The sequence below is a fragment of the Lysobacter sp. M2-1 genome (assembly GCF_022662495.1).
Classification (GTDB): domain Bacteria; phylum Pseudomonadota; class Gammaproteobacteria; order Xanthomonadales; family Xanthomonadaceae; genus JAKPBU01.
On sequence record NZ_JAKPBU010000005.1, the window covers coordinates 31,420 to 52,199 of the forward strand.

Sequence of the window (20,780 nt, forward strand, 5' to 3'; positions counted from 1 at the left end):
GCAGGCGTCACCGGGACTCGTGCAGATCGAGTTCGCGTAAATCCAGCTTGCGCAGTCGCGGCGCAAGTTTCGCGGTGACGGCGACGACGCCAAGGGTGACGAAGCCGCCCAGGACCACGGAGGTCACCAGCCCCAGCAGGCGCGCCATGCTGCCGGCGTAGAACGCACCGAGCTCGTTCGACGAACCGATGAAGATGCCATTGATCGACGACACCCGGCCACGCATGTCGTCGGGCGTGGCCAGCTGCAGGATGGTCGAACGGATCACCACCGACACCCCGTCGCACAGACCGGACAGCAGCAGGAAGAATGCCGATAACCAGAAATGCGTCGACAGGCCAAAGCCGACGATGCACAGCCCGAAGCCCGCGACCGCCAGCAGCATGATCCGGCCGGCGTTGGCCTGCAGCGGCCTGCGCGCCAGGTACAGGCCGGCGCTGACCGCTCCCAGCGCAGGCGCGCCGCGCAGGATGCCGAGCCCTTCCGGCCCGTAGTGCAGGATCTCGTGGATGAAGGCCGGCGCCAGCGAGATCGCGCCGCCGAACAGCACCGCGAACATGTCCAGCGCCATCGCGCCGAGCATGATCTGGTTTCCGAACACGAAGCGCAGCCCGTCGCGGATGCTGGCGAAGATCGGCCCGCGCTGCAGCACCGGCGCCGGTTCGGTGACCTGCAGCCGCGACAGCGCCACGACGGCGATAACGCCGAACGCCGCAGCGGTGCCGTACGCCACATGCTTCCCGGCCCAGCCGACGAGCACGCCACCGATCGCCGGCCCGATCACCAGTCCGGACTGGAACACCACACTGCCGATACTGGCGCCGCGCGCGAACTGTTCGCGCCTGAGCACGCGCGCGAACAGCGCGTTGTAAACCGGCCCGAGGAACGCGCGCACGCAGCCGCCCACAGCGATCGCCGCATAGATCGGCCAGACGCCACGCGCCGGAGGCCAGTGCAGCGCGATCGCGGCCAGCAGCACTGCGGTCGTCGCCAGCCCCGCACACGCGGCCATGCCCAGCTTGCGTCGCGGCAGATGGTCGACGAGGTAACCGGCGAAAGGCGCCACGCAGAAGAACGGCAGCACTTCGGCCAGGCCGATCAGGCCGAGCGACAATGGGTTGCGGGTCAGCTCGTACACGTGCCAGCCAACGGTGACCGCCACGATCTGGTAGCTCAGGATCGTGCTAAACCGGTACAGCATCAGCTGCACGAAGCTGCGGTTGCGTAGCGGGGCGGGCAAAACCTCCGTCATCCTGCGGCCCATTGGGAGCGGCCTTGGCCGCGATTGCGATCGCCCGTGCAGGAAAAGGCGTTCGCGGCCAAGGCCGCTCCCACGACAGCGATCACGCGACGGCGCGCTGTGCGGTGTCGCGGATGAAGGCGAGCAGGGCCGCCAGACCGTTGCTGCGGGTCGGCGAAAGATGCTTGGCCAGGCCGATGCCACCGATGTAGTCCGGTTCGGTGGCGAGAATTTCCGCCGCGCTGCGGCCCGAATAAACGCGCAGCGCCAGGTAGATCAACCCCGACACGATGGCCGAATCGCTGATCGCGGCGAAATCGAGCCGTTCCCTGTCACCGCTGGGTACGATCCAGACCATCGACTGGCAGCCGTGCAGGCGGTGCTGGTCGGTCTTCCAGTCAGAGGGGAACGGCGGCAATTTGCGGCCGAGGTCGATCAGGTACTGGTAGCGCTCGGACCAGTCGCCGAAATAGCCGAACTCCTCCGCAATGGCGGCCTGCGCATCGACAGCGGTGGATTCGAGAGGAAAGGCGGTATCGGTCACGGGTGCTGATCTGGAAAGCTCATTGCAGACATTGTAGGAGCGACGTCAGTCGCGACCCTCATGATTTTCCCGCATTTCATGCGAAGGGCCCGCGACTGAGACCTGCTCCCGTGGCCACCCAGGCCCCGCTACGCGCGCTTCCAGCGCACGCCCTGCGGCGTGTCTTCCAGCAGGATGCCTTCGCCTGCCAGCTGGTCGCGGATCGCGTCCGCGCGGGCGAAATCGCGCACCTTCTTGGCCGTGATGCGCTCGTCGATCAGCGCCTGGATCCGCGCATCATCGTCATTCGAGGCGCCGCGCCCGAACCACGCGGCTGGTGTCTGCTGCAGCAGCCCCAGCGCGAGTCCGGCACCGAGCAGTTCGCGCTTCAGGCGTTCGCGTTCACTGGGGTCGACGGCCTTGCGCGCCTCGCCTGCGATACGGGCGATCTCGGCCAGCGCCGCGGGCGTGTTCAGGTCGTCGTCGAGTGCGGCCTCGATGCTGGCGGGAATCGCTGGAGCGACCTCGATCGTGCCCAGATCGCGCAAGGTCCCGTACAGGCGGTCCAGCGTGCGCACGCTCTGTTCGATCAGGCTTTCGGACCAGTCCAGCGGCTGCCGGTAATGCGCCGAGAGCAGCGCGTAGCGCAGCGCCTCGGGCGGATGCGCACGCACCAGGTCGTGGATCTTCTCGATGTTGCCCAGCGACTTGGACATCTTGGTGCCGGCGAAGGTCAGCATGCCGTTGTGCAGCCAGTAGCGCGCGAAGGGCCTGCCGCCGTGCGCGCATTCGCTTTGCGCGATCTCGTTCTCGTGATGCGGGAACTGCAGGTCCACGCCGCCGGCATGGATGTCGATGGTGTCGCCCAGGTGCGCCTCGGCCATCGCCGAGCATTCGATGTGCCAGCCCGGACGCCCACGACCCCAGGGCGATTCCCAGCCGGGAAGCTCGTCGGTGGACGGCTTCCACAGCACGAAGTCGCCCGGGTCGCGTTTGTACGGCGCGACTTCGACCCGTGCACCGGCCAGCATGTCTTCCGGATCGCGGCGCGAGAGCTTGCCGTAGCCTTCGAAGCTGTCGATCGCAAACAGCACATGACCCTCGGCCGCGTAGGCGTGACCGGATGCGATCAGGCGCTCGATCATGGCGATGATCGGGGCGATATGCGCGGTCGCGGCGGGCTCGACGTCCGGGGCGGCGATGCCGAGCGCGGCCATGTCCTCTCGATAGGCGGCGGCGAAACGGTCGGTGATCGCCGAAATCGGGACGCCCTGCTCGCGGGCCGCGGCGTTGATCTTGTCGTCGACGTCGGTGATGTTGCGCGCGTATTTCAGCGCGCCATACCGGCGGCGCAGCAGATCGGCCAGCACGCCGAACACGGTGTACGGACGGGCATTGCCGATGTGGACGTAGTTGTAGACCGTGGGCCCACACACGTACATCGTGGGGCAGGCGGGGTCGAGCGGCGCGAACGGCTCGACCCGTCGCGTTAGGGTGTTGTACAGGTGCAGGCTCATCGGGCCGTCGGCTCGGAACGTCCGCCGATTCTACCGGCCGCCCACCGCCGACGACAGCGAGGATTCAGGCCCATGGCAGCGCAGCCGCATACACTGGCGCCATGCGATCTCCACTGCCTCGGCCATTGGCCGCCTGGGTCCTGTCGTCCACGCTGGTGCTGGTCGCGCTGCCGCTCCATGCCCAGCAGGCCGTGCTGGTTCCCACCGAAAACGTGCGGGTCGAATATGGCCAGGTGCTACGGGCCGAGCCGATCTACGAAACCCGGCATGAGACCTGGCTCGAACGCCAGTGCCCCGATGGCAACAACAGGATGCTTTCGCGGATCGCCGGCGCGGTAAAGGACGTGCTCAAGCCGGGCAAGCCAGAGGACGATGGCGGCTGCCGTGACGTGCCGGTGGAGCGCGAATTCCGGCGCCTGGCGGCGTACGAGGTGGACTATATGTACAAGGGCAGCAAATACCGCTCGCGCATGCCCTTCGATCCCGGCAACAAGATCAAGCTGCGGGTGTCGGTGGCCCCGTACGCGACCTCCACCGGCCGCTGAGCTTGCGGCGGGCGGCCGTGCGTGCGAGGATGCGCGCTCGATGAACGCCTGCCAGCCCACCGCCCACGCATATGCCAGTTCCGCCCGGATGGCTTCGGGCATGACTTCGCGCGCGCGCCGACCGGAAACCTCGCCTGCAGCTGGGTAGACCGGAACGTTTCATCGCGTTCACCACCGTCCGAACCCAGCCCTCGCGCTGGGTTCTTGCGTTTCAGACCCTCGAATTCCTCACCTCACGACCAAGCAATGAAACACTTCCTCAATACCCAGGACTGGACCCGCCCGGAGCTCGACGCGCTGCTGACCCAGGCATCGCTGTTCAAGCGCAATCCGCTGGGGGACGAGCTCAGGGGCAAGAGCATCGCCCTGGTGTTCTTCAACCCGTCCCTGCGGACCCGGACCAGCTTCGAGCTGGGCGCCTTCCAGCTGGGTGGCCACGCGGTGGTGCTGCAGCCGGGCAAGGACGCCTGGCCGATCGAATTCGACCTGGGCACGGTGATGGACGGCGATACCGAGGAACACATCGCCGAAGTCGCGCGGGTGCTCGGGCGCTACGTCGACCTGATCGGTGTGCGCGCATTTCCGAAGTTCGTCGACTGGTCGGTCGACCGGGAAGATGCGGTGCTGAAGGGTTTCGCCAAGTATTCGCCGGTCCCGGTGATCAACATGGAGACGATCACCCATCCCTGCCAGGAGCTGGCGCATGCGCTGGCGCTGCAGGAACACTTCGGCGCGCGGGACCCAGGATCGGCTCCCTCGGAGGTCCTGCGTGGCCGGAAGTACGTCCTGACCTGGACCTACCACCCCAAGGCGCTCAACACCGCGGTCGCCAACTCCGCGCTGACCATCGCCACCCGCCTCGGGATGGACGTCACCTTGCTGTGCCCGTCACCGGATTACGTGCTGGACGAGCGCTACATGGGATGGGCGAAGCACAACGCGGCCGAGACCGGTGGCTCGCTCACGGTGAGCCATGACGTCGACAGCGCCTACGACGGTGCCGACATCGTCTACGCCAAGAGCTGGGGTGCACTGCCGTACTTCGGCCACTGGCACGACGAAAAGCCGATCCGCGACCAGTTCAAGCACTTCATCGTCGACGAACGCAAGATGGCCCTCACCAACAACGGCGTGTTCTCGCATTGCCTGCCGCTGCGCCGCAACGTCAAGGCGACCGATGCGGTGATGGATTCGCCCAACTGTATTGCCATCGACGAGGCCGAGAATCGGCTGCACGTGCAGAAAGCGGTGATGGCGGCATTGGTGTCGTAAGGCGGATCCTGACCCGCCATCGCGATCTCCCAAATCCTACATGGCGGGTCAAGGCCCGCCCTACAAGAGCAATTCGATGACCGCTTCGGATTCCAAAGATATCGTCCTCGCCTTCTCCGGCGGCCTCGACACCAGCTTCTGCGTGCCCTACCTGCAGGAGCGTGGCTGGAAGGTGCACACCGTGTTCGCCGACACCGGCGGCGTCGACGCCGAGGAGCGTGCCACCATCGAAGCGCGCGCCGCGGAACTTGGCGTGGCCTCGCACCTCACCATCGATGGCGGCCCGGCGATCTGGGAGGGTTTCGTCAAGCCGTTCGTGTGGGCGGGCGAGGGCTACCAGAGCCAGTACCCGCTGCTGGTGTCCGATCGCTACCTGATCGTCGATGCCGCGCTGGCGCGCGCCAACGACCTGGGTACCAATGCGATCGCCCACGGCTGCACCGGCATGGGCAACGACCAGGTGCGTTTCGACCTCGCGGTGAAGGCCAGCGGCGACTACCGCATCGTCGCGCCGATCCGGGAGATCCAGAAGGAGCACACCCAGACCCGCGCCTACGAGCAGGCCTACCTGGAAGAACGTGGTTTTTCCGTGCGCGCCAAGCAGAAGGCCTACACCATCAACGAGAACCTGCTGGGCCTGACCATGTCCGGCGGCGAGATCGACAAGTGGGAAGCGCCCGGCGCCGGCGCGCGCGGCTGGTGCGCGCCGCGCGCGGAATGGCCGGCGCATACGCTGCGCGCGACGCTGCGTTTCGTGCAAGGCGAAGCGGTCGCGCTGGATGGCACGGAGATGCCCGGTGCGCAGATCCTGACAGAGCTCAACCGGTCGTTCGCCCGTTATGGCGTGGGCCGTGGCCTGTACACCGGCGACACCACCATCGGCCTGAAGGGACGGATCGTGTACGAGGCGCCGGGCCTGGCCGCGCTGCTGACGGCGCATCGTGCGCTGGAAGAGGCCGTGCTGACCAAGCAGCAGAACCGCTTCAAGCCGGAGGTGGCGCGCAAATGGGTGGAGCTGGTTTACGAAGGCTTCTTCCACGATCCGCTCAAGACCGATCTGGAAGCCTTCCTCGCCTCGTCGCAGCAGACCGTCAACGGCGAAGTGGTGCTGGAAACCAATGGTGGCCGGGTGGATGCGGTGGAAGTGCGCTCGCCGCACATCCTCAACGCCAAGGGGGCCACGTACGCGCAGTCGGCCGACTGGGGCGTGGAGGAGGCCGAGGGCTTCATCAAACTGTTCGGGATGAGCAGCACGCTGTGGGCGGAGGTGAATCGCTGAGTCCACGCGCCGTGGATGCGCGTGCCGGCGCGAGTCGGACCGATGCATCCACGGGCAATGAATCAGGCGAAGACATGCGCATGCTCGACAACGTCCTCCAACATCTTCAGGCGCTGGTGTCATACGACACGCGCAACCCGCCACGGGCCATCGGCACGGGCGGGATCTTCGACTACATCCGGACGCAGCTGCCCGGTTTCCAGGTCGAGGTGAGCGATCACGGCGCCGGTGCGGTGTCGCTGCTGGCCGTGCGCGGCACGCCACGGCGCCTGTTCAACGTGCACCTGGACACGGTGCCGGACTCGCCGGCGTGGACGGCCGATCCACTGAAGCTGCGAGTCACGGACGACCGCGCCATCGGCTTGGGCGCCTGCGACATCAAGGGCGCCGCCGCCGGACTGCTCGCGGCCGCCAATGCCACCCAGGGCGATGCGGCGTTCCTGTTCTCCAGCGACGAGGAAGCCAACGATCCACGCTGCATCGCCGCATTCTTGCAACGGAATGCACTGGCGCGCGAGCACGGCTTCGGGGAAGTCATCGTCTCCGAGCCGACCAACTGCGAAGCGGTGCTGGCGCACCGGGGCATCGCCTCGGTGCACCTGAAGTTCACCGGCCAGGCGGGTCACGCCTCCGGGGTCAATGCGCTGTCGGCCAGCGCGCTGCATCAGGCCATCCGCTGGGGCGCGGACGCGCTGTCGCTGGTCGAGGCCGAAGCGCACCAGCGCTTCGGCGGACTGACCGGATTGCGCTTCAACATCGGCAGGGTGGAAGGCGGGATCAAGGCCAATGTCATCGCACCCAGCGCCGAGGTGCGGTTCGGTTTCCGTCCGCTGCCGTCGCAAGACCTGGATGCCATGCACGCCCGGTTCCGCGCATTGGTGCCGGACAGCGCCGAGTACCTCGACATCTTCCGTGGCCCTTCATTGCCGGCTGGCGACGTTGCGCAGGCGGAGGAACGCCGTCTCGCCGCGCGCGATCTCGCCGACGCGCTCGGACTGCCGGTGGGCAACGCGGTCGATTTCTGGACCGAAGCTTCGCTGTTCTCGCAGGCCGGTCTCACCGCCCTGGTCTTCGGTCCGGGCGACATTGCCCAGGCGCACACCGCCGACGAATGGGTGTCGCTGCACCAGCTGTCCGAAGCCGCTTCCCACTATCACCGCCTGATGGAGGCCTGATCATGGCCGTGCTCACCCTGCCTTCGACCGCCCGCAACGGCGATCGGAGGGCGCTTCCGGAACCGCAATGAGTTGCTCGTCTCCATGACCGACCTGCGCACCACCATCGTCCGCCTGCTGTCCAGCATGGGCAGCACCAAGGAGATCCAGCAGTACCTTAAGCGCTTCTCGCAGCTCGACGCGGCGCGGTTCGCCGTGGTCAAGGTGGGAGGCGCGGTGCTGCGCGACGACCTGGAGGCGTTGACCTCGTCGCTCGCGTTCCTGCAGCAGGTCGGCCTGACCCCGATCGTGGTGCATGGCGCCGGGCCGCAGCTGGACGCGCAAATGCAGGCGGCCGGGATCGAGAAGGTCACGGTCGACGGCCTGCGTCACACCGACGCCGCGGTGCTCTCGGTCGTGCGGCGGGTGATGCGCCAGGAAAACCTGCGCCTGGTCGAGGCGCTGCAGGCCGAGGGCGTGCGCGCGACCTCGATCCAGTCGGGCGTGTTCGAAACCGCCTATCTGGATCCGGAGCGCTATGGCCTGGTCGGCAAGGTGGTGAGCGTGGATACCGACGGAATCCGCGCCGCGATCAAGGTCGGTTCGATCCCGGTGATCGCCTCGCTCGGCGAGACGGCCGACGGGCAGATCGTCAACGTCAACGCCGACTGGGCGGCGAACGAGCTGATCAAGACCCTGCAGCCGTACAAGATCGTGTTCCTCACCTCGACCGGCGGTTTGCTCAATAACGAGGGCAAGGTGATCGATTCGATCAACCTGTCCACCGAGTACGAGCACCTGATGGCGCAGCCCTGGATCAACGGCGGCATGCGGGTCAAGATCGAGCAGATCAAGGACCTGCTCGATGCATTGCCGTTGTCCTCGTCGGTATCGATCACACGGCCCTCGGAACTGGCCAAGGAGCTGTTCACGCACAAAGGTTCGGGCACGCTGGTGCGGCGGGGCGAGCGCGTGCTGCGCTTCGACGGCTGGGACGGCGTGGATCGCGAAAGGCTGCGCGACCTGATCGAATCCAGCTTCGGTCGCAGCCTGCTGCCGTCCTACTTCGCCCAGACCGCGCCGTTCCGCGTCTACGTCAGCGAGAACTACCGCGCCGCGCTGGTGCTGACCAGGGAAGAGGGCGTCGCCTACCTCGACAAGTTCGCCGTGCTCGACGACGCCCAGGGCGAAGGCCTGGGCCGCGCGGTCTGGCAGGTGATGCGCGAGCAGAACCCGCAGCTGTTCTGGCGTTCGCGCCACGGCAACCCGGTCAACCCCTTCTACTACGCCGAATCGGACGGCTGCTTCAAACAGGAGCAATGGAAGGTGTTCTGGTACGGCCTGCAGGGCTTCGACCAGATCGAACGCTGCGTGGCGCACTGCGCGCAACGCCCGGCGACGCTGGAAGACGCGGCATGAATTGGATCGGGCTGGTGGGCGCGCGTGGACACGTCGGAGCCGAGCTCATCCGGCTGCTTGCGACGCATCCGGGCTTCGAGCTCGGCTTCGTGTCCTCGCGCGAACTGGACGGCCAGCGTGTGGCCGATCGCGTGCCGCAATTCGCCAGCGAACTGCGCTATCGCAACATCGCCCATGAGGCGCTCGGCGACGAACGCGTCGACGCCTACGTGCTTGCCTTGCCCAACGGCAAGGCCGAGCAGTGCATCGCGGCGATCGAAGCGGGCAATCCGGACGCGGTGGTGATCGATCTGTCGGCCGACTATCGCTTCGACGATGCCTGGTACTACGGCCTGCCCGAGCTGACGCGTTCTGGCTATTCGGGGCAGAGGCGGATCAGCAATCCGGGTTGCTACGCGACTGCGATGCAGCTGGCGATTGCGCCGATGCGGGACCTCGTCGCCGGCCCGGTGCAGTGCTTCGGCGTGTCCGGCTATTCGGGCGCGGGTACGACACCCTCGGACAAGAACGATCCGGACAAGCTCCGCGACAACCTGATGCCCTATGCGCTGACCGGACACCTGCACGGGCGAGAGGTCGCCCGGCATCTGCTGCCGGTCGAATTCATGCCGCATGTCGCACCGCATTTCCGCGGGCTGACCGTTACGGCCAACCTGCATCTGCGCGAGCCGACGACGCTCGACGCGGTGCGGCAGCGGTACCGCGATCGCTACGACGGCGAACCGCTGGTGGACGTCACCGACGAGGCGCCATGGGTCAGCCGGATTGCCGGCCGCCATGGCGCACAGGTGGGCGGCTTCTCCCTGACAGAAGATGGCAGCCGGCTGGTCGTCGTCTCGACCCTCGACAACCTGCTCAAGGGCGCCGCCACCCAGGCGCTGCAGAATCTCAATCTCGCCTTCGGCCACGACGAGTTCGAAGGCATCCCTACGAGGTAGCGCCGCTCCATGTCCGACCTTCTCTGGCAGAAACCCGGCGTGACCGTCGATGCGGAAATCCAGGCGTTCCTGGCCGGCGACGACGTGATCCTGGATCGCGAATTCTTCCTGCACGACATCGCCGCCAGCCGCGCGCACGCAGAAGGGCTGCAGCGCATCGGCATCCTGACCGGCGATGAGCTCGCCGCGCTCTCGCGCGAACTCGAAGCGCTGGCCGACGACTTCGGTAATGGCGTCTTCGTGCTGGACGCAACCTACGAGGACGGCCATTCCGCGATCGAGGCGCGGCTGACCGAACGCCTGGCCGATGCCGGCAGGAAGATCCATACCGGCCGCAGCCGCAACGACCAGGTCCTGGTGGCGACCCGGCTGTGGCTGAAGGACAGGTTGGCGACGCTGTATGCCATCGCGCGCGAGGTCGCCCGGATCGCACTGGAGCGCGCCGCCGCCGAAGCACAGCTGCCCATGCCCGGCTATACCCACCTGCAGCGCGCGGTGGTGTCGTCTGCCGGTATGTGGTGGGCGGGCTGGGCGGAAGCCTTCATCGACGATGCGCAGCGTGCCGCCGATACCCGCGCCTGGATCGATGCCAACCCGCTGGGCACCGCCGCCGGCTACGGGGTCAACCTGCCGCTGGACCGCGACCACACCACGCAAGCGCTGGGCTTCGGCCGGGTCCAGGTCTCGCCGCTGTATGCGCAGCTTTCGCGTGGCAAATTCGAACTGGCCGCGCTCGAGGCGCTGTCCAGCACCATGCTCGACCTGCGCCGCCTGGCCTGGGACCTGAGCCTGTTCACCAGCGCCGAATTCGGATTCGTCGCACTGCCGGCCCAGTACACCACCGGCAGTTCGATCATGCCCAACAAGCGCAATCCCGATGTGATCGAGCTGATGCGCGCCAGCTACGCCAGCGTTGCCGCCGCGCGCTGCGAGATCGAGCAGCTGCTGTCGCTGCCGTCGGGTTACCACCGCGATCTGCAGCTGTCCAAGGGCGCGCTGTACCACGGCTTCGGCAAGGGCCTGCCGGCGCTGGCGCTGCTGCCGGATCTGTTGCGCAATCTGGAATGGAAACCCGAGGCGCTGGCCGCCGCGCTGGAGCCGTCGATGTACGCCACCGATCTGGCGGTCGATCTGGCGCGCGACGGCGTCCCGTTCCGCGACGCCTACCGCCAGGCGGCCGATCCGCAACGCTGGCTGGCCGGCGATCCGGCCGCGAGCCTGGCTGCGCGCGTTTCGCCCGGTGCCGCCGGCGACCTGCGTCTGGATCTGCTGCACCAGCGACTGGAGACGCTCGGGTGACAGTGGACGCAGGCCCGACGCGCTTCAGCGAGCAGCCGCTGACGCCCTGGCGCCGGACGGTGCTCAAGGTCGGCAGCAGCCTGCTGGCGGCCGAAGGCGGCGGCTTGTCGCCTCGCCATGTCGAGGCCATCGCCGGCTTCGTACGCGCCGCGCACAGTCTCGGGCGCGAAGTCGTGCTGGTGTCCTCGGGCGCGGTTGCCGCCGGACGCGCGCTGTCGCCTTCGCCAACGAACGGTAGCGGCATGGCCGAACGCCAGGCGCTGGCAGCGCTCGGCCAAGCGAAGCTGATGGGTTTCTGGCAGGGCTTTTTCGAGCCCCCGGTCGCGCAGGTGCTGCTGACCCACGACGACCTCCGCAACCGGCGACGCTACCTCAACGCCCGCGCCACGCTGACGGCACTGCTGTCGCGCGCGGCGTTGCCGATCGTGAACGAGAACGACACCGTGTCGGTGGACGAGCTCAAGCTCGGCGACAACGACAATCTCGCCGGCGTGGTAGCCGCCCTGGTCGATGCCGACATCCTGTTGATCGCGACCGATGTCGACGGGCTTTACGATCGCGATCCGCGCCGTCATGGCGATGCGCGCCCGGTCGAGCAGGTCGCCATCGTCGATGCCGCGGTGATGGCCAGCGCCGGAGCTGCGGGCAGCGCCGCAGGCACCGGCGGCATGGTCACCAAACTCGAGGCGGCCGCTCGCGCCGCTCGCGCCGGCATCGCCACGGCATTGTTCAACGGCCGCGCGCCCGCGGTGCTGGAGGCGCTGGCGCGCGATCGGTTGATCGGTACCTGGATCGCGCCTTCCGCGAGCCGGGTCGTGGCACGCAAGCACTGGCTGCTGAGTGCGCCGCTGGAAGCTGGCGCGGTGGTGCTCGACGCCGGCGCCGCGCAGGCCGTGGCGGGGCAGGGCGCGTCGCTGCTGGCCGGCGGCATCGCCGCCGTGGAAGGCGATTTCCGTCGCGGCGATGCGGTGCTGCTGGTGTGTCGCGGCGCCGACGGCGAACGGCGCATCGCACGCGGCATCGCCCAGTACTCGGCGGCGGACATCCGCCGCATCGCTGGCCGCCACTCGCGCGAGATCAAAACGGTGCTCGGCTACAGCTACGGCGGCAGCATCGTGCATCGCGACGACCTGGTGTTGCTATGACAGCTTCCACTATCCGCAGCCTGGCCCTGCGCTGCCGCGACGCGTCGGCCGCCGTGGCGCAGTTGTCGACGACCGACAAGAATGCGTTGCTGCTGGCCATGGCCGATGCGTTGCAGGCCGATGCCGAAACCATTCTGCAGGCGAACGCGCGCGACCTCGATGCGGCGCGGCATAAGGGCATCGGCGGCGCGCTCCTGGACAGGCTGATGCTCGATCGCGTACGTCTCGACGCCATCGCCGGCGCGGTGTGCGAGGTCGCCGCATTGCCGGACCCGGTCGGCCAGGTCACCCGGCGTGAAGTGCGGCCCAACGGCATCGTGGTCGAGCGGGTGCGCGTGCCGTTGGGCGTGGTGGCGATGGTCTATGAGGCGCGCCCGAACGTGACCGCAGATGCCGCCGCGCTGTGCCTGAAGGCGGGTAACGGGGTGATCCTGCGCGGCGGCAGCGAGGCCCTGCATTCGAATACCGCCATCGCCGCCGCCTTGCGCCGTGCGCTATGCGAGTGCGGCCTGCCTGAGGATGCTCTGGTGCTGCTCGAGGACCTGCGCCGCGAGACCATGGTCGAACTGCTGCAGCTGACCGACATCGTCGACCTGGCGATTCCACGCGGCGGAGAGGGCCTGATCCGCTTCGTGGCCGAACACGCGCGCGTGCCAGTGATCAAGCACTACCAGGGTGTGTGCCATCTGTTCGTCGATGCCCATGCGGACCACGATCTCGCGCTGCGCCTGCTGCTGGACGGCAAGGTCTCGCGCCCTGGCGTCTGCAATGCGCTGGAGACGCTGCTGGTCCATGCCGACGTCGCAGACACGTTCCTGCCCGCAGCCGGGCGCGCGCTGCAGGCCCGCGGCGTGGAACTGCGCGGCGATGACAGGACGCGCGCGCTGGTGCCGGGCGTCACGAGGGCGACCGACGACGATTACGCCGCCGAGTTCCTCGATCTGGTGCTGGCGGTGCGGGTGGTCGATTCGCTGGAGCAGGCCATCGCCCATATCCGGCGATTCGGTTCGGACCATACCGAGGTCATCGCCACCGCTGACGCGACGGCGGCCGAGCGTTTCGTGCAGGCGCTGCGCTCGGCCGTGGTGATGGTGAACGCATCCTCGCGCTTTTCCGACGGCGGCGAACTCGGGCTGGGCGCCGAGATCGGAATTTCCACCACGCGATTGCACGCCTATGGCCCGATGGGCGCCGAGTCGCTGACCATCGAGCGTTACGTGGTGCGTGGCGAAGGACAGACGCGAAACCTGGCGACGGTGCCGCGATAGCGCAGCGATGACGGCGCGTTGGCGCCGAAAAACGCGAAAGCCGGCGCAGGGCCGACGTCGACGAAGTCCGCGGGCCCATCACGCTGCGCGGGTGGGGTCCAGAGCAGAGTCTGGCGCCCGCGTCGGCCGGCCGGCGCGGCCGGGCTGGGCGTGCACATCCTGCGCGAGCGCGTGGATGCGCTGCCTGGCGGGTAATCGTTGGGAAACCGGCACGAAAACAAGGGGTTCGGCACCCGTGTTCAGCAGCGGGACGGGTCCATCGAGGATCTCCCAGTCCGCTTGACGCTGTCTTGACACGGAACGGGCAGGATGTCGTGAACAGATTTTATGTGATGCACGACGCCTTCCGGAGCCATGGGATGACTCGATCAGAGCTGGACAGGGCCTTGCTCGATTTGCGCGTTGAAATTCTTGGCAGCAGACGTTCCAATCTCGACCGCCTCGCGCTGTACACGAAATTCTGGAAGCGTACGGACTGGCTGATCTCCGAGTCGGCGGGCGCCGACCGGATCCACGCGCGCGAGGCGCTGAACGACCTGCTGAGCATTGCCCTGGATCGGGGGCTCTTCGACCTGTCGTGCATGGATACGCAGGCCACCCAGCCGGCTGAACAGGCGCGGTGGCACTGAGCTGCCGACCGGACGGCGTACAACCGCTGTCCAACGTTCGCAAACAGGCACGAGTCACGCGGCCGGTCGGTCAGACCCGGCCGCGTGGCGTCGGTTGGATGGATCAGAGCATCTGATCGCGTGCCTGCTCGGCGCGCGATGCCCCGATTGCGGTTTCCACGTCCCTGATTTCCTCGGGCGGAGGCAGCACGGCAGGCATGCCTAGGCTCTGGATCCAGAGTTCCCGACACCAGCCCATGGTGTGATAGAGGTGGTGGTCTTCGTCCTTCTCCACCGCTTCGAAGGCCTGCTTGAGCACCTTGGCATTGGCGCCGCCTGCCTCGGCGACCTTGCCGATGAGTTCCCAGTTCTGATGGTCCTTGGTTTCGGCAAGGACCACGCATTCGGCCGCAACCAGCTCGGCAGCAGCCGGGCTGGCCTTCGCCATCGCCATCTCGATCGCCTTGACCAGGGATGCGCCCTGGTGCGCGACGACTTCGCGTCCGGAGCTGGATTCTTCCGTATCCATGCCAAGCTCGGCGAACACGTTGGTCAGGACCTGCTCGTGGGTGCGGGTTTCGTCGAGATACTCTTCCCATTCCTTGCGCAGGTCTTCGTTCTGCGCCGCCTGAATGGCCGCCGTGTAGACCTTGATGCCGCCGCGCTCGGTTTCCAGGGCCTGAAGCAGGAGCTCGTGCACCTGTGCGTTGTCGGTCTTCTTTGCCATGCTTGTGTTCCTCGTTGCGATGATGCGCCATTCTCGGCTTGCGCCGTCGCGGCATCGTGAAATTCTCCTGAGTAAATCGTTGCTGCCATGCGCCCTTCGAACCAATCCGCACTGCTCATCATCGACGTGATGAACCACTTCGAGTTCGAAGGCGGACAGGCGCTCGCGCGCGCAGCGCTGCCCGCGAGTCGCGCGATCGCACGACTGCGCGACAGGTACGATGCCGCAGGTAGTCCGGTCATCTACGCGAACGACAACTGGATGCAGTGGCAGGGCGAGTTCGGCGACCTGATTGCGGCGTGCCGGGCCAAGCCTGGTCCTGCCGCTCAGATCGCCGACACGCTGCAGCCAAGAAAAGGCCATTTTTACGTGCTGAAGCCCAAAAGCTCGGCGTTTCTTGCCAGTGCGCTCCCGGTGCTGCTGGTGCAGCTTGGCGTGACTGCGCTGGCGATCACCGGCATTGCAGCCGATGCCTGCGTGCTCGCTACGGCGCTCGATGCCAACATGCGCGACTACACGGTCTGGGTGCCGGGCGACTGCACTGCCGCACGCGATGCGAGCGCGAAGAGCCGGGCGCTTCAGCTGTTGCGTTCGACGATTCATGCGGATACCCGCTCCACCCGCGCGGTCGGGGGACTGTTTCCAGCAACCTGAACGACTCAGGTTCGACGTTCGCCTGGTTCGGGTTTTGAGGTCAGACGCTTTTGATGCGGCTGGTTGTCTGCATGCAGGGTCCTGACGCACCTTGGAGCGCGCGCTAAACTCCATGGCATCGCGTACCCGTTGACGCACGAAGGAATTGGCGAGCCGATGTCGAAGAGGCGCCAGGATCTGGATCGACGCCTGAATGCGATCGAGGCGAAGGTGCCAGGTCTGCTGCAGCGCCCGGATACCTTCCCGCGTGCGTTCGAGGATGAAGTCGAAGTCCTGCTCGGACAGATCGTTGTGCAGGACCATGCGTACGCGCTGGAACGACTGGAGGCCATCGTTGACCGCTCCGGCTTCAACGGCTAGGCGCTGGAAGGCCCTGCCGCGTTCGTTCTATCGGCGCGATCCGCGCGTGGTCGCCCCGGAACTGCTCAACAAGATCCTGCTCCGGGACGACGGCCGCACAGGCCGCATCGTGGAAGTGGAAGCCTATGCCGGCACGGACGATCCGGCGGCGCATTCCTACCGCGGCAAGACCGCGCGCAATGCCACGATGTTCGGTCCTGCCGGCCATCTGTATGTGTACTTCACCTATGGCATGCACTGGTGCGCCAACGCGGTATGCGGCGAGGTCGGCGAAGGACACGGTGTCCTGCTGCGCGCCCTCGAACCGGTTGCCGGCCTTGACCGGATGGCGGCCGCCCGGGGTCACCCGGCGAAGGAGCGCGATCTTGCCAGCGGGCCGGGTCGTCTCGCGCAGGCGATGGGGATCGATCGGAGCCTGGACGGCGTCGACCTGGTGACCGGCGAGGGCGGGGTGCGCATCGTCGATGACGGCACGCCGCCACCCCGGACCCCTGCCGTCGGCCCACGGATCGGCATCCGGCGGGCCATCGAGCATCCATGGCGCTGGTGCGTGCCGGACCACCCACACGTTTCGAAAGCGCGCCCGGGCGCGCCGCCTCCCACACGCAAACGAGCCGCGAAATAGCGCAGCAACCCGAGCCGGTCAGCAGCGATGCGGTGCCAGGCAGTCGGGAGGTTTGGCGGGGACGAAAGGCGACACCGGGTCGCTGGCAGGAAAGGTTTCTTCCAGGGCTTCGTCCTGGTTGTCGCTCTCGTGCTGCTTGCGCCTGGCGCGTTGTTCCGCCGTCTCCGGAGCGCAGGGCCCGGTGTCTGGGAGGGGGAGATCTTTCCGGTCCCGCGTGGACATGGGATTCGCCTCGGGGAGACTGCGTAATCGCGCCGCGCCTTGCGCATGCAGGGTGCGGACGCCGGGAGCGAGGCCATCTTCGATCCGGAAGGGCCCGCTTCGCCCCGCACCGGCACTCAGGGGCGGACACGTGGTTCGGCAGCGGGCCGCAGCCCATAAGGGATGCTGTCGATTGGTCGGGGAGACAGGATTTGAACCTGCGACTTCTACGTCCCGAACGTAGCGCTCTACCAGGCTGAGCTACACCCCGACGCGGGTGAGCCGCGTATTGTAGGGATGCCCGGGTGCAGCGGCAACCTGGTTGAGGGCGCGGCATCGGCGCGGGGCGCCACCCGTTAGACTTATGGGCCGAATCGGGCCAGCCGCCCCCCACCGAACGCATACCGTCCGGAGCCCCCTTGATCAAACCGCGCACCCCACCGGGCGTGATGGAACTGCTGCCGCGCGACCAGATCGCGTTCCAGCGCATGCTCGACACCATCCGCCGCACGTTCGAGCGGTTCGGTTTCCTGCCGGTAGAGACGCCGGTTTTCGAACTCACCGAGGTGCTGCTGACCAAGTCCGGCGGCGAGACCGAGCGCCAGGTGTACTTCGTCCAGTCCACCGGGGCGCTCGAAAAGGGCGGCGAAGGGCTCCCCGAGCTGGCCCTGCGCTTCGACCTGACCGTGCCGCTGGCGCGCTACGTCGCCGAGCACGAGCACGACCTCGCGTTCCCGTTCCGCCGTTACCAGATGCAGCGCGTGTACCGCGGCGAGCGCGCGCAGCGCGGGCGCTTCCGCGAGTTCTACCAGTGCGATATCGACGTGGTCGGCAAGGACGTGCTGTCCGCGCGTTACGACGCCGAAATCCCGGCGGTGATCAGCGCGGTGTTCGAAGCGCTGGCGATCGGCGACTTCACCATCCAGCTCAATCACCGCAAGCTGCTGCGTGGCTACTTCGAGGGGCTGGGTATCGAGGGCGAACGCCAGTTCGCGGTGCTGCGCGAGCTCGACAAGCTCGACAAGCGCGGCGAAGGCCCGGTACGCGCCACGCTGCAGGGCGAAGGTTTCGGGCTGCCAGATGATGCAGTGGACCGGCTGATGTCTTTTGCCCGGGTGCGCTCGACCGGTCACGACGATGCGCTGGCCAAGCTGGCCGCGTTGGGCAGCGGCACGGCGCTGTTCGAGGAAGGCCGCGACGAGCTGCGCGCAGTGCTCGAGCAGCTGCGCGTGCTGGGCGTGCCCGAGGCGCGCTACGCGATCAACCTGTCGATCGCGCGCGGCCTGGATTACTACACCGGCATCGTCTACGAAACCACGCTGGACGCGCACCCGCAGATCGGCTCGATCTGCTCGGGCGGACGCTATGACAACCTCGCCGGACACTACACGAAATCGAAGCTGCCGGGCGTGGGCATTTCCATTGGCTTGACCCGGCTGTTCTTCCAGCTGCGCGAGGCCGGCCTGGTCGGCACCGCCGACAGTTCCGTCGACGCGTTGGTGACCCTGCTCGACGATGCGGGCCTCGGTACGGCGCTATCGCTCTCGCAGCGTCTGCGTGCCGCCGGCCTGAACGTGGAAACCCAGCTGGAGCCGCGCAAGCTGGCCAGGCAGCTTCAATACGCCGACCGCGCCGGGATCCGCTTCGTGGTGATCCGCGGCGAGGACGAGGCGGCGCGCGGCATGGTCGCGGTGAAGGACCTGCGCCGGGGCGAGCAGTTCGAGGTGGCGGAAGCCGACCTGGGCTCCACCCTGCAGGTCGAACGCGAACAGTGGCGGGCGCTCGGCGAGCGCTGAACTGCAGCCTTCCCGCGAGGGAAGAACAACAACGTATCCGAACCCGGGCATTGCCGCAGATGAAACCGATCAACCTGGACGGAAACTCGCTGACCCGCGCCCAGCTCATCGCCGTGGCCCATGGCGCCGCGGTCGATCTGGATCCCGCTGCGCTGGTGCGGGTCGATCGGGCCGCAGGCTTCCTGGCCGAGCAGGTCCGGCGCCAGGAGCCGATCTATGGCGTCTCGACCGGTTTCGGCAGCAATGCCGACAAGCTGCTGGGCGCGCATCCGCTGCGCGACGAACTGGCGGGCGCCGCGCACTCCGGGCGTTCGCTCCAGGTCGAGCTGCAGGACAACCTGATCGTCACCCATGCGGTCTGCGTCGGCGAGCCGTTCGCCCCCGAAGTGGTGCGGGCGATGCTGTGCATCCGCATCAACACCTTGCTGCGCGGGCATTCGGGCATCCGCGTGCAGACCCTGCAGGCGCTCGCGGCGATGCTCAACGCAGGGATCGTGCCGGTGGTGCCGCAGCTGGGCTCGGTGGGCGCCTCGGGCGACCTGGCGCCGCTGTCGCACTTGGCGATCGTGCTGCTCGGTGGCGGCGAGGCGTTCGTCGACGGCGAACGCATGCCTGGCGCGCGGGCGCTGCAGCGCAAGGGCCTGCAACCGGTCTCGCTTGCGTACAAGGAAGGCTTGGCGCTCAACAACGGCACCGCGCAGATGCTCGCCTGCGGAGTGCTGGCGCTGCACAAGCTCGATGACCTGCTCGATACCGCGGACCTGGCCGCGGCGATGACCATCGATGCCTTCGCCGGCCGCCTGGGCGCGTTCGCCGAGGAAGTGCACGCACTGCGGCCACACCCCGGACAGGTGCAAGTCGCCGCCAACCTGCGCCGCCTGCTCGAAGGTTCGACCCTCGCCGATATTCCCTATCACCTGGTGCCGAAGTTCCGGCAGTGGCTGCCCACCTCGTGGGAGACCGACCAGGCGCGCGCGCTCAGCTTCGACATTGGCTGGGACTGGGTGCCGCTGGGCCAGCGCCACGGGCGCGAGAAGTTCTACCAGCGCTTCCGCCCGTTCCGGGGTGGCAAGAAGCATCAGCCGCAGGACAGCTATTCGCTGCGCTGCATCCCGCAGGTGCACGGCGCGGTGCGCGATGCGGTCGAGCAGGCCAAGCGCGTGTTCGACATCGAGCTCAACGCGGTGACCGACAACCCGCTCGTGTTTCCGGAAAAGCAGGCCGAGCACGTGGAAGAGCAGGTGATCTCCGCCGGCCACTTCCACGGCATGCCGCTGGCGCTGGCGATGAGCTACGTCAAGGCCGCGATCCCGGTGCTCGCCTCGATTTCCGAGCGCCGGCTCAACAAGCTGGTCGATCCGGCCACCAACGACGGGCTGCCCGCGTTCCTGATCGGTAACGAGGATGGCACCGAGTCCGGGCACATGATCGTGCAGTACACCGCCGCGGCCATCGTCAACGACCTGTGCAGCCGCGCGCATCCGGCCAGCGTGTATTCCATTCCCACCAGCGCCAATGCCGAGGATCACGTTTCGATGGGCGCCAACGAGGCGCGCCACGTGCTGGCGATGGCCGACGACCTGGGCAAGGTGCTCGCGCTGGAACTCTACAGCGCCGCCCAGGCGCTGGACCTGCGCCGCGGCATGATCAACGCCGCGCGCGACCTCGCCGATCGGGTCGATGCGGAGATGTTCGCACCGAAGGTGCAGGGCGGGCCGCTGCCGGGTGCGCAGGATCGGGAGGCGTTCCTGGAGGAAGTCGACGGTCTGCGCGCGGAACTGGCAGCCGCGCCCGAATTCCAGCCCGGTGCCGCCGTCGCCGCCGCACACACCGCGATCCGCGAGCGTGTTCCCTTCCTCGACCGCGACCGCGCGCTCGATGGCGAAGTGGCACAGGCGGTTGCGATGGTGGTGGACGGCAGCGTGCTCGAACGCGCGCGCGCATCGCTCGTCTGAGGCCGGACCGCGGCCAGACTACGTTCGTGCATTGGTGCGCGCGCCGGATCGCGGCATGCGTTATCCGCAGGGGCTTCGGCTAGGCCATTTACGACTTGGAGCGTAGCGAGACGTTCTTCGTCGGCCCGGATTTCCAACGATTCGAGTGGTTCAGAACGGCCAACAGCCGCTGGCGAGCCCAGGATCACTGTTCATCTCCAGACTCCAATCCCGACCGGTGCGCCGAACACCGCCCCAGGGGTTGACAATGCGCGA

19 protein-coding genes and 1 tRNA gene are annotated in these 20,780 nt (G+C 67.4%); 15 read left to right on the forward strand and 5 right to left on the reverse strand.

Going from position 1 to position 20,780, the window contains the following annotated elements; translation table 11 throughout:
- Window positions 1–7: 7 nt before the first annotated feature.
- The 3 genes from MC375_RS11070 to cysS all read right to left on the reverse strand — a co-directional run bounded on the left by MC375_RS11070 (window position 8) and on the right by cysS (window position 3,280).
- Window positions 8–1,240 (reverse strand): MFS transporter, encoded by a 1,233-nt coding sequence (locus MC375_RS11070; RefSeq protein ID WP_277929445.1) that lies wholly within the window; start codon window positions 1,238–1,240, stop codon window positions 8–10.
- Window positions 1,241–1,343: 103 nt separating this feature from the next.
- Complete coding sequence (locus MC375_RS11075; RefSeq protein WP_242103460.1) at window positions 1,344–1,784, reverse strand: SufE family protein; 441 nt, start codon at window positions 1,782–1,784, stop codon at window positions 1,344–1,346.
- A 128-nt stretch (window positions 1,785–1,912) separates the two neighbouring features.
- On the reverse strand, window positions 1,913–3,280 hold the full coding sequence (gene cysS, locus MC375_RS11080; protein WP_242103461.1) for a cysteine--tRNA ligase: 1,368 nt from the start codon (window positions 3,278–3,280) through the stop codon (window positions 1,913–1,915).
- Between the two features lie 101 nt (window positions 3,281–3,381).
- Between cysS and MC375_RS11085 the strand changes: the two genes are divergently transcribed.
- The 10 genes from MC375_RS11085 (at window position 3,382) to MC375_RS11130 (ending at window position 14,228) form a co-directional block, all read left to right on the forward strand.
- A complete protein-coding gene (locus tag MC375_RS11085; RefSeq protein ID WP_242103462.1) occupies window positions 3,382–3,825 on the forward strand; it encodes a hypothetical protein in 444 nt (147 codons plus the stop codon).
- A 246-nt stretch (window positions 3,826–4,071) separates the two neighbouring features.
- Complete coding sequence (locus tag MC375_RS11090) at window positions 4,072–5,097, forward strand: N-acetylornithine carbamoyltransferase (protein ID WP_242103463.1); 1,026 nt, start codon at window positions 4,072–4,074, stop codon at window positions 5,095–5,097.
- Window positions 5,098–5,173: 76 nt separating this feature from the next.
- On the forward strand, window positions 5,174–6,376 hold the full coding sequence (locus MC375_RS11095; protein WP_242103464.1) for an argininosuccinate synthase: 1,203 nt from the start codon (window positions 5,174–5,176) through the stop codon (window positions 6,374–6,376).
- Between the two features lie 80 nt (window positions 6,377–6,456).
- The gene (locus MC375_RS11100) at window positions 6,457–7,551 is read left to right on the forward strand and encodes an acetylornithine deacetylase (protein ID WP_242103465.1); all 1,095 of its coding nucleotides are present in this window, start codon (window positions 6,457–6,459) and stop codon (window positions 7,549–7,551) included.
- A gap of 84 nt (window positions 7,552–7,635) precedes the next feature.
- Window positions 7,636–8,949, forward strand: coding sequence for an acetylglutamate kinase (locus MC375_RS11105; protein ID WP_242103466.1), 1,314 nt, complete (start codon window positions 7,636–7,638; stop codon window positions 8,947–8,949).
- Window positions 8,946–9,887, forward strand: a complete 942-nt coding sequence (gene argC / locus MC375_RS11110; RefSeq protein WP_242103467.1) for an N-acetyl-gamma-glutamyl-phosphate reductase — start codon at window positions 8,946–8,948, stop codon at window positions 9,885–9,887. Before MC375_RS11105 ends, argC begins: the two co-directional genes overlap by 4 nt.
- A gap of 9 nt (window positions 9,888–9,896) precedes the next feature.
- Complete coding sequence (argH, locus tag MC375_RS11115) at window positions 9,897–11,186, forward strand: argininosuccinate lyase (RefSeq protein ID WP_242103468.1); 1,290 nt, start codon at window positions 9,897–9,899, stop codon at window positions 11,184–11,186.
- Window positions 11,183–12,331: a glutamate 5-kinase gene (proB, locus tag MC375_RS11120; RefSeq protein ID WP_242103469.1), complete on the forward strand. Its 1,149-nt coding sequence runs from the start codon at window positions 11,183–11,185 to the stop codon at window positions 12,329–12,331. The genes argH and proB overlap by 4 nt, the downstream gene beginning before the upstream one ends.
- Entirely contained in the window at window positions 12,328–13,599 is a 1,272-nt protein-coding gene (locus MC375_RS11125) for a glutamate-5-semialdehyde dehydrogenase (protein WP_242103470.1), read from the forward strand. The genes proB and MC375_RS11125 overlap by 4 nt, the downstream gene beginning before the upstream one ends.
- A 314-nt stretch (window positions 13,600–13,913) precedes the next feature.
- On the forward strand, window positions 13,914–14,228 hold the full coding sequence (locus tag MC375_RS11130; RefSeq protein WP_242103471.1) for a hypothetical protein: 315 nt from the start codon (window positions 13,914–13,916) through the stop codon (window positions 14,226–14,228).
- Between the two features lie 103 nt (window positions 14,229–14,331).
- On the opposite strand, the gene MC375_RS11135 is transcribed toward MC375_RS11130, so the two are convergent.
- Window positions 14,332–14,934 carry a DUF892 family protein gene (locus tag MC375_RS11135; protein ID WP_242103472.1) on the reverse strand — a complete coding sequence of 201 codons (603 nt, stop codon included), beginning with the start codon at window positions 14,932–14,934 and terminating at the stop codon, window positions 14,332–14,334.
- 87 nt (window positions 14,935–15,021) lie between these two features.
- Here MC375_RS11135 and MC375_RS11140 point away from each other — a divergent pair, with 87 nt between their 5' ends.
- The 3 genes from MC375_RS11140 to MC375_RS11150 all read left to right on the forward strand — a co-directional run bounded on the left by MC375_RS11140 (window position 15,022) and on the right by MC375_RS11150 (window position 16,573).
- Complete coding sequence (locus MC375_RS11140; protein ID WP_242103473.1) at window positions 15,022–15,588, forward strand: isochorismatase family cysteine hydrolase; 567 nt, start codon at window positions 15,022–15,024, stop codon at window positions 15,586–15,588.
- Between the two features lie 156 nt (window positions 15,589–15,744).
- Window positions 15,745–15,948: a hypothetical protein gene (locus MC375_RS11145; protein WP_242103474.1), complete on the forward strand. Its 204-nt coding sequence runs from the start codon at window positions 15,745–15,747 to the stop codon at window positions 15,946–15,948.
- Complete coding sequence (locus tag MC375_RS11150; RefSeq protein ID WP_242103475.1) at window positions 15,923–16,573, forward strand: DNA-3-methyladenine glycosylase; 651 nt, start codon at window positions 15,923–15,925, stop codon at window positions 16,571–16,573. Before MC375_RS11145 ends, MC375_RS11150 begins: the two co-directional genes overlap by 26 nt.
- 395 nt (window positions 16,574–16,968) lie before the next feature.
- Here the strand turns inward: MC375_RS11150 and MC375_RS11155 are convergent.
- Window positions 16,969–17,045, reverse strand: a tRNA-Pro gene (locus tag MC375_RS11155).
- 148 nt (window positions 17,046–17,193) lie between these two features.
- Between MC375_RS11155 and hisS the strand changes: the two genes are divergently transcribed.
- Complete coding sequence (gene hisS, locus MC375_RS11160) at window positions 17,194–18,570, forward strand: histidine--tRNA ligase (RefSeq protein WP_242103476.1); 1,377 nt, start codon at window positions 17,194–17,196, stop codon at window positions 18,568–18,570.
- A 59-nt stretch (window positions 18,571–18,629) separates the two neighbouring features.
- Window positions 18,630–20,525, forward strand: a complete 1,896-nt coding sequence (locus MC375_RS11165; RefSeq protein WP_242103477.1) for an aromatic amino acid lyase — start codon at window positions 18,630–18,632, stop codon at window positions 20,523–20,525.
- The last annotated feature ends 255 nt before the right edge of the window (window positions 20,526–20,780 follow it).

What these genes read in the sequence shown, in the direction of transcription:
- MC375_RS11085 (WP_242103462.1), top strand. Translation starts at nt 3,382, where the DNA reads ATGCGATCTCCACTGCCTCGGCCATTGGCCGCCTGGGTCCTGTCGTCC.
- MC375_RS11100 (WP_242103465.1), top strand. Translation starts at nt 6,457, where the DNA reads ATGCTCGACAACGTCCTCCAACATCTTCAGGCGCTGGTGTCATACGAC.
- MC375_RS11125 (WP_242103470.1), top strand. Translation starts at nt 12,328, where the DNA reads ATGACAGCTTCCACTATCCGCAGCCTGGCCCTGCGCTGCCGCGACGCG.
- MC375_RS11140 (WP_242103473.1), top strand. Translation starts at nt 15,022, where the DNA reads ATGCGCCCTTCGAACCAATCCGCACTGCTCATCATCGACGTGATGAAC.
- argH (WP_242103468.1), top strand. Translation starts at nt 9,897, where the DNA reads ATGTCCGACCTTCTCTGGCAGAAACCCGGCGTGACCGTCGATGCGGAA.
- cysS (WP_242103461.1), bottom strand. Translation starts at nt 3,280, where the DNA reads ATGAGCCTGCACCTGTACAACACCCTAACGCGACGGGTCGAGCCGTTC.
- MC375_RS11090 (WP_242103463.1), top strand. Translation starts at nt 4,072, where the DNA reads ATGAAACACTTCCTCAATACCCAGGACTGGACCCGCCCGGAGCTCGAC.
- MC375_RS11165 (WP_242103477.1), top strand. Translation starts at nt 18,630, where the DNA reads ATGAAACCGATCAACCTGGACGGAAACTCGCTGACCCGCGCCCAGCTC.
- argC (WP_242103467.1), top strand. Translation starts at nt 8,946, where the DNA reads ATGAATTGGATCGGGCTGGTGGGCGCGCGTGGACACGTCGGAGCCGAG.
- MC375_RS11135 (WP_242103472.1), bottom strand. Translation starts at nt 14,934, where the DNA reads ATGGCAAAGAAGACCGACAACGCACAGGTGCACGAGCTCCTGCTTCAG.
- MC375_RS11095 (WP_242103464.1), top strand. Translation starts at nt 5,174, where the DNA reads ATGACCGCTTCGGATTCCAAAGATATCGTCCTCGCCTTCTCCGGCGGC.
- MC375_RS11105 (WP_242103466.1), top strand. Translation starts at nt 7,636, where the DNA reads ATGACCGACCTGCGCACCACCATCGTCCGCCTGCTGTCCAGCATGGGC.
- MC375_RS11145 (WP_242103474.1), top strand. Translation starts at nt 15,745, where the DNA reads ATGTCGAAGAGGCGCCAGGATCTGGATCGACGCCTGAATGCGATCGAG.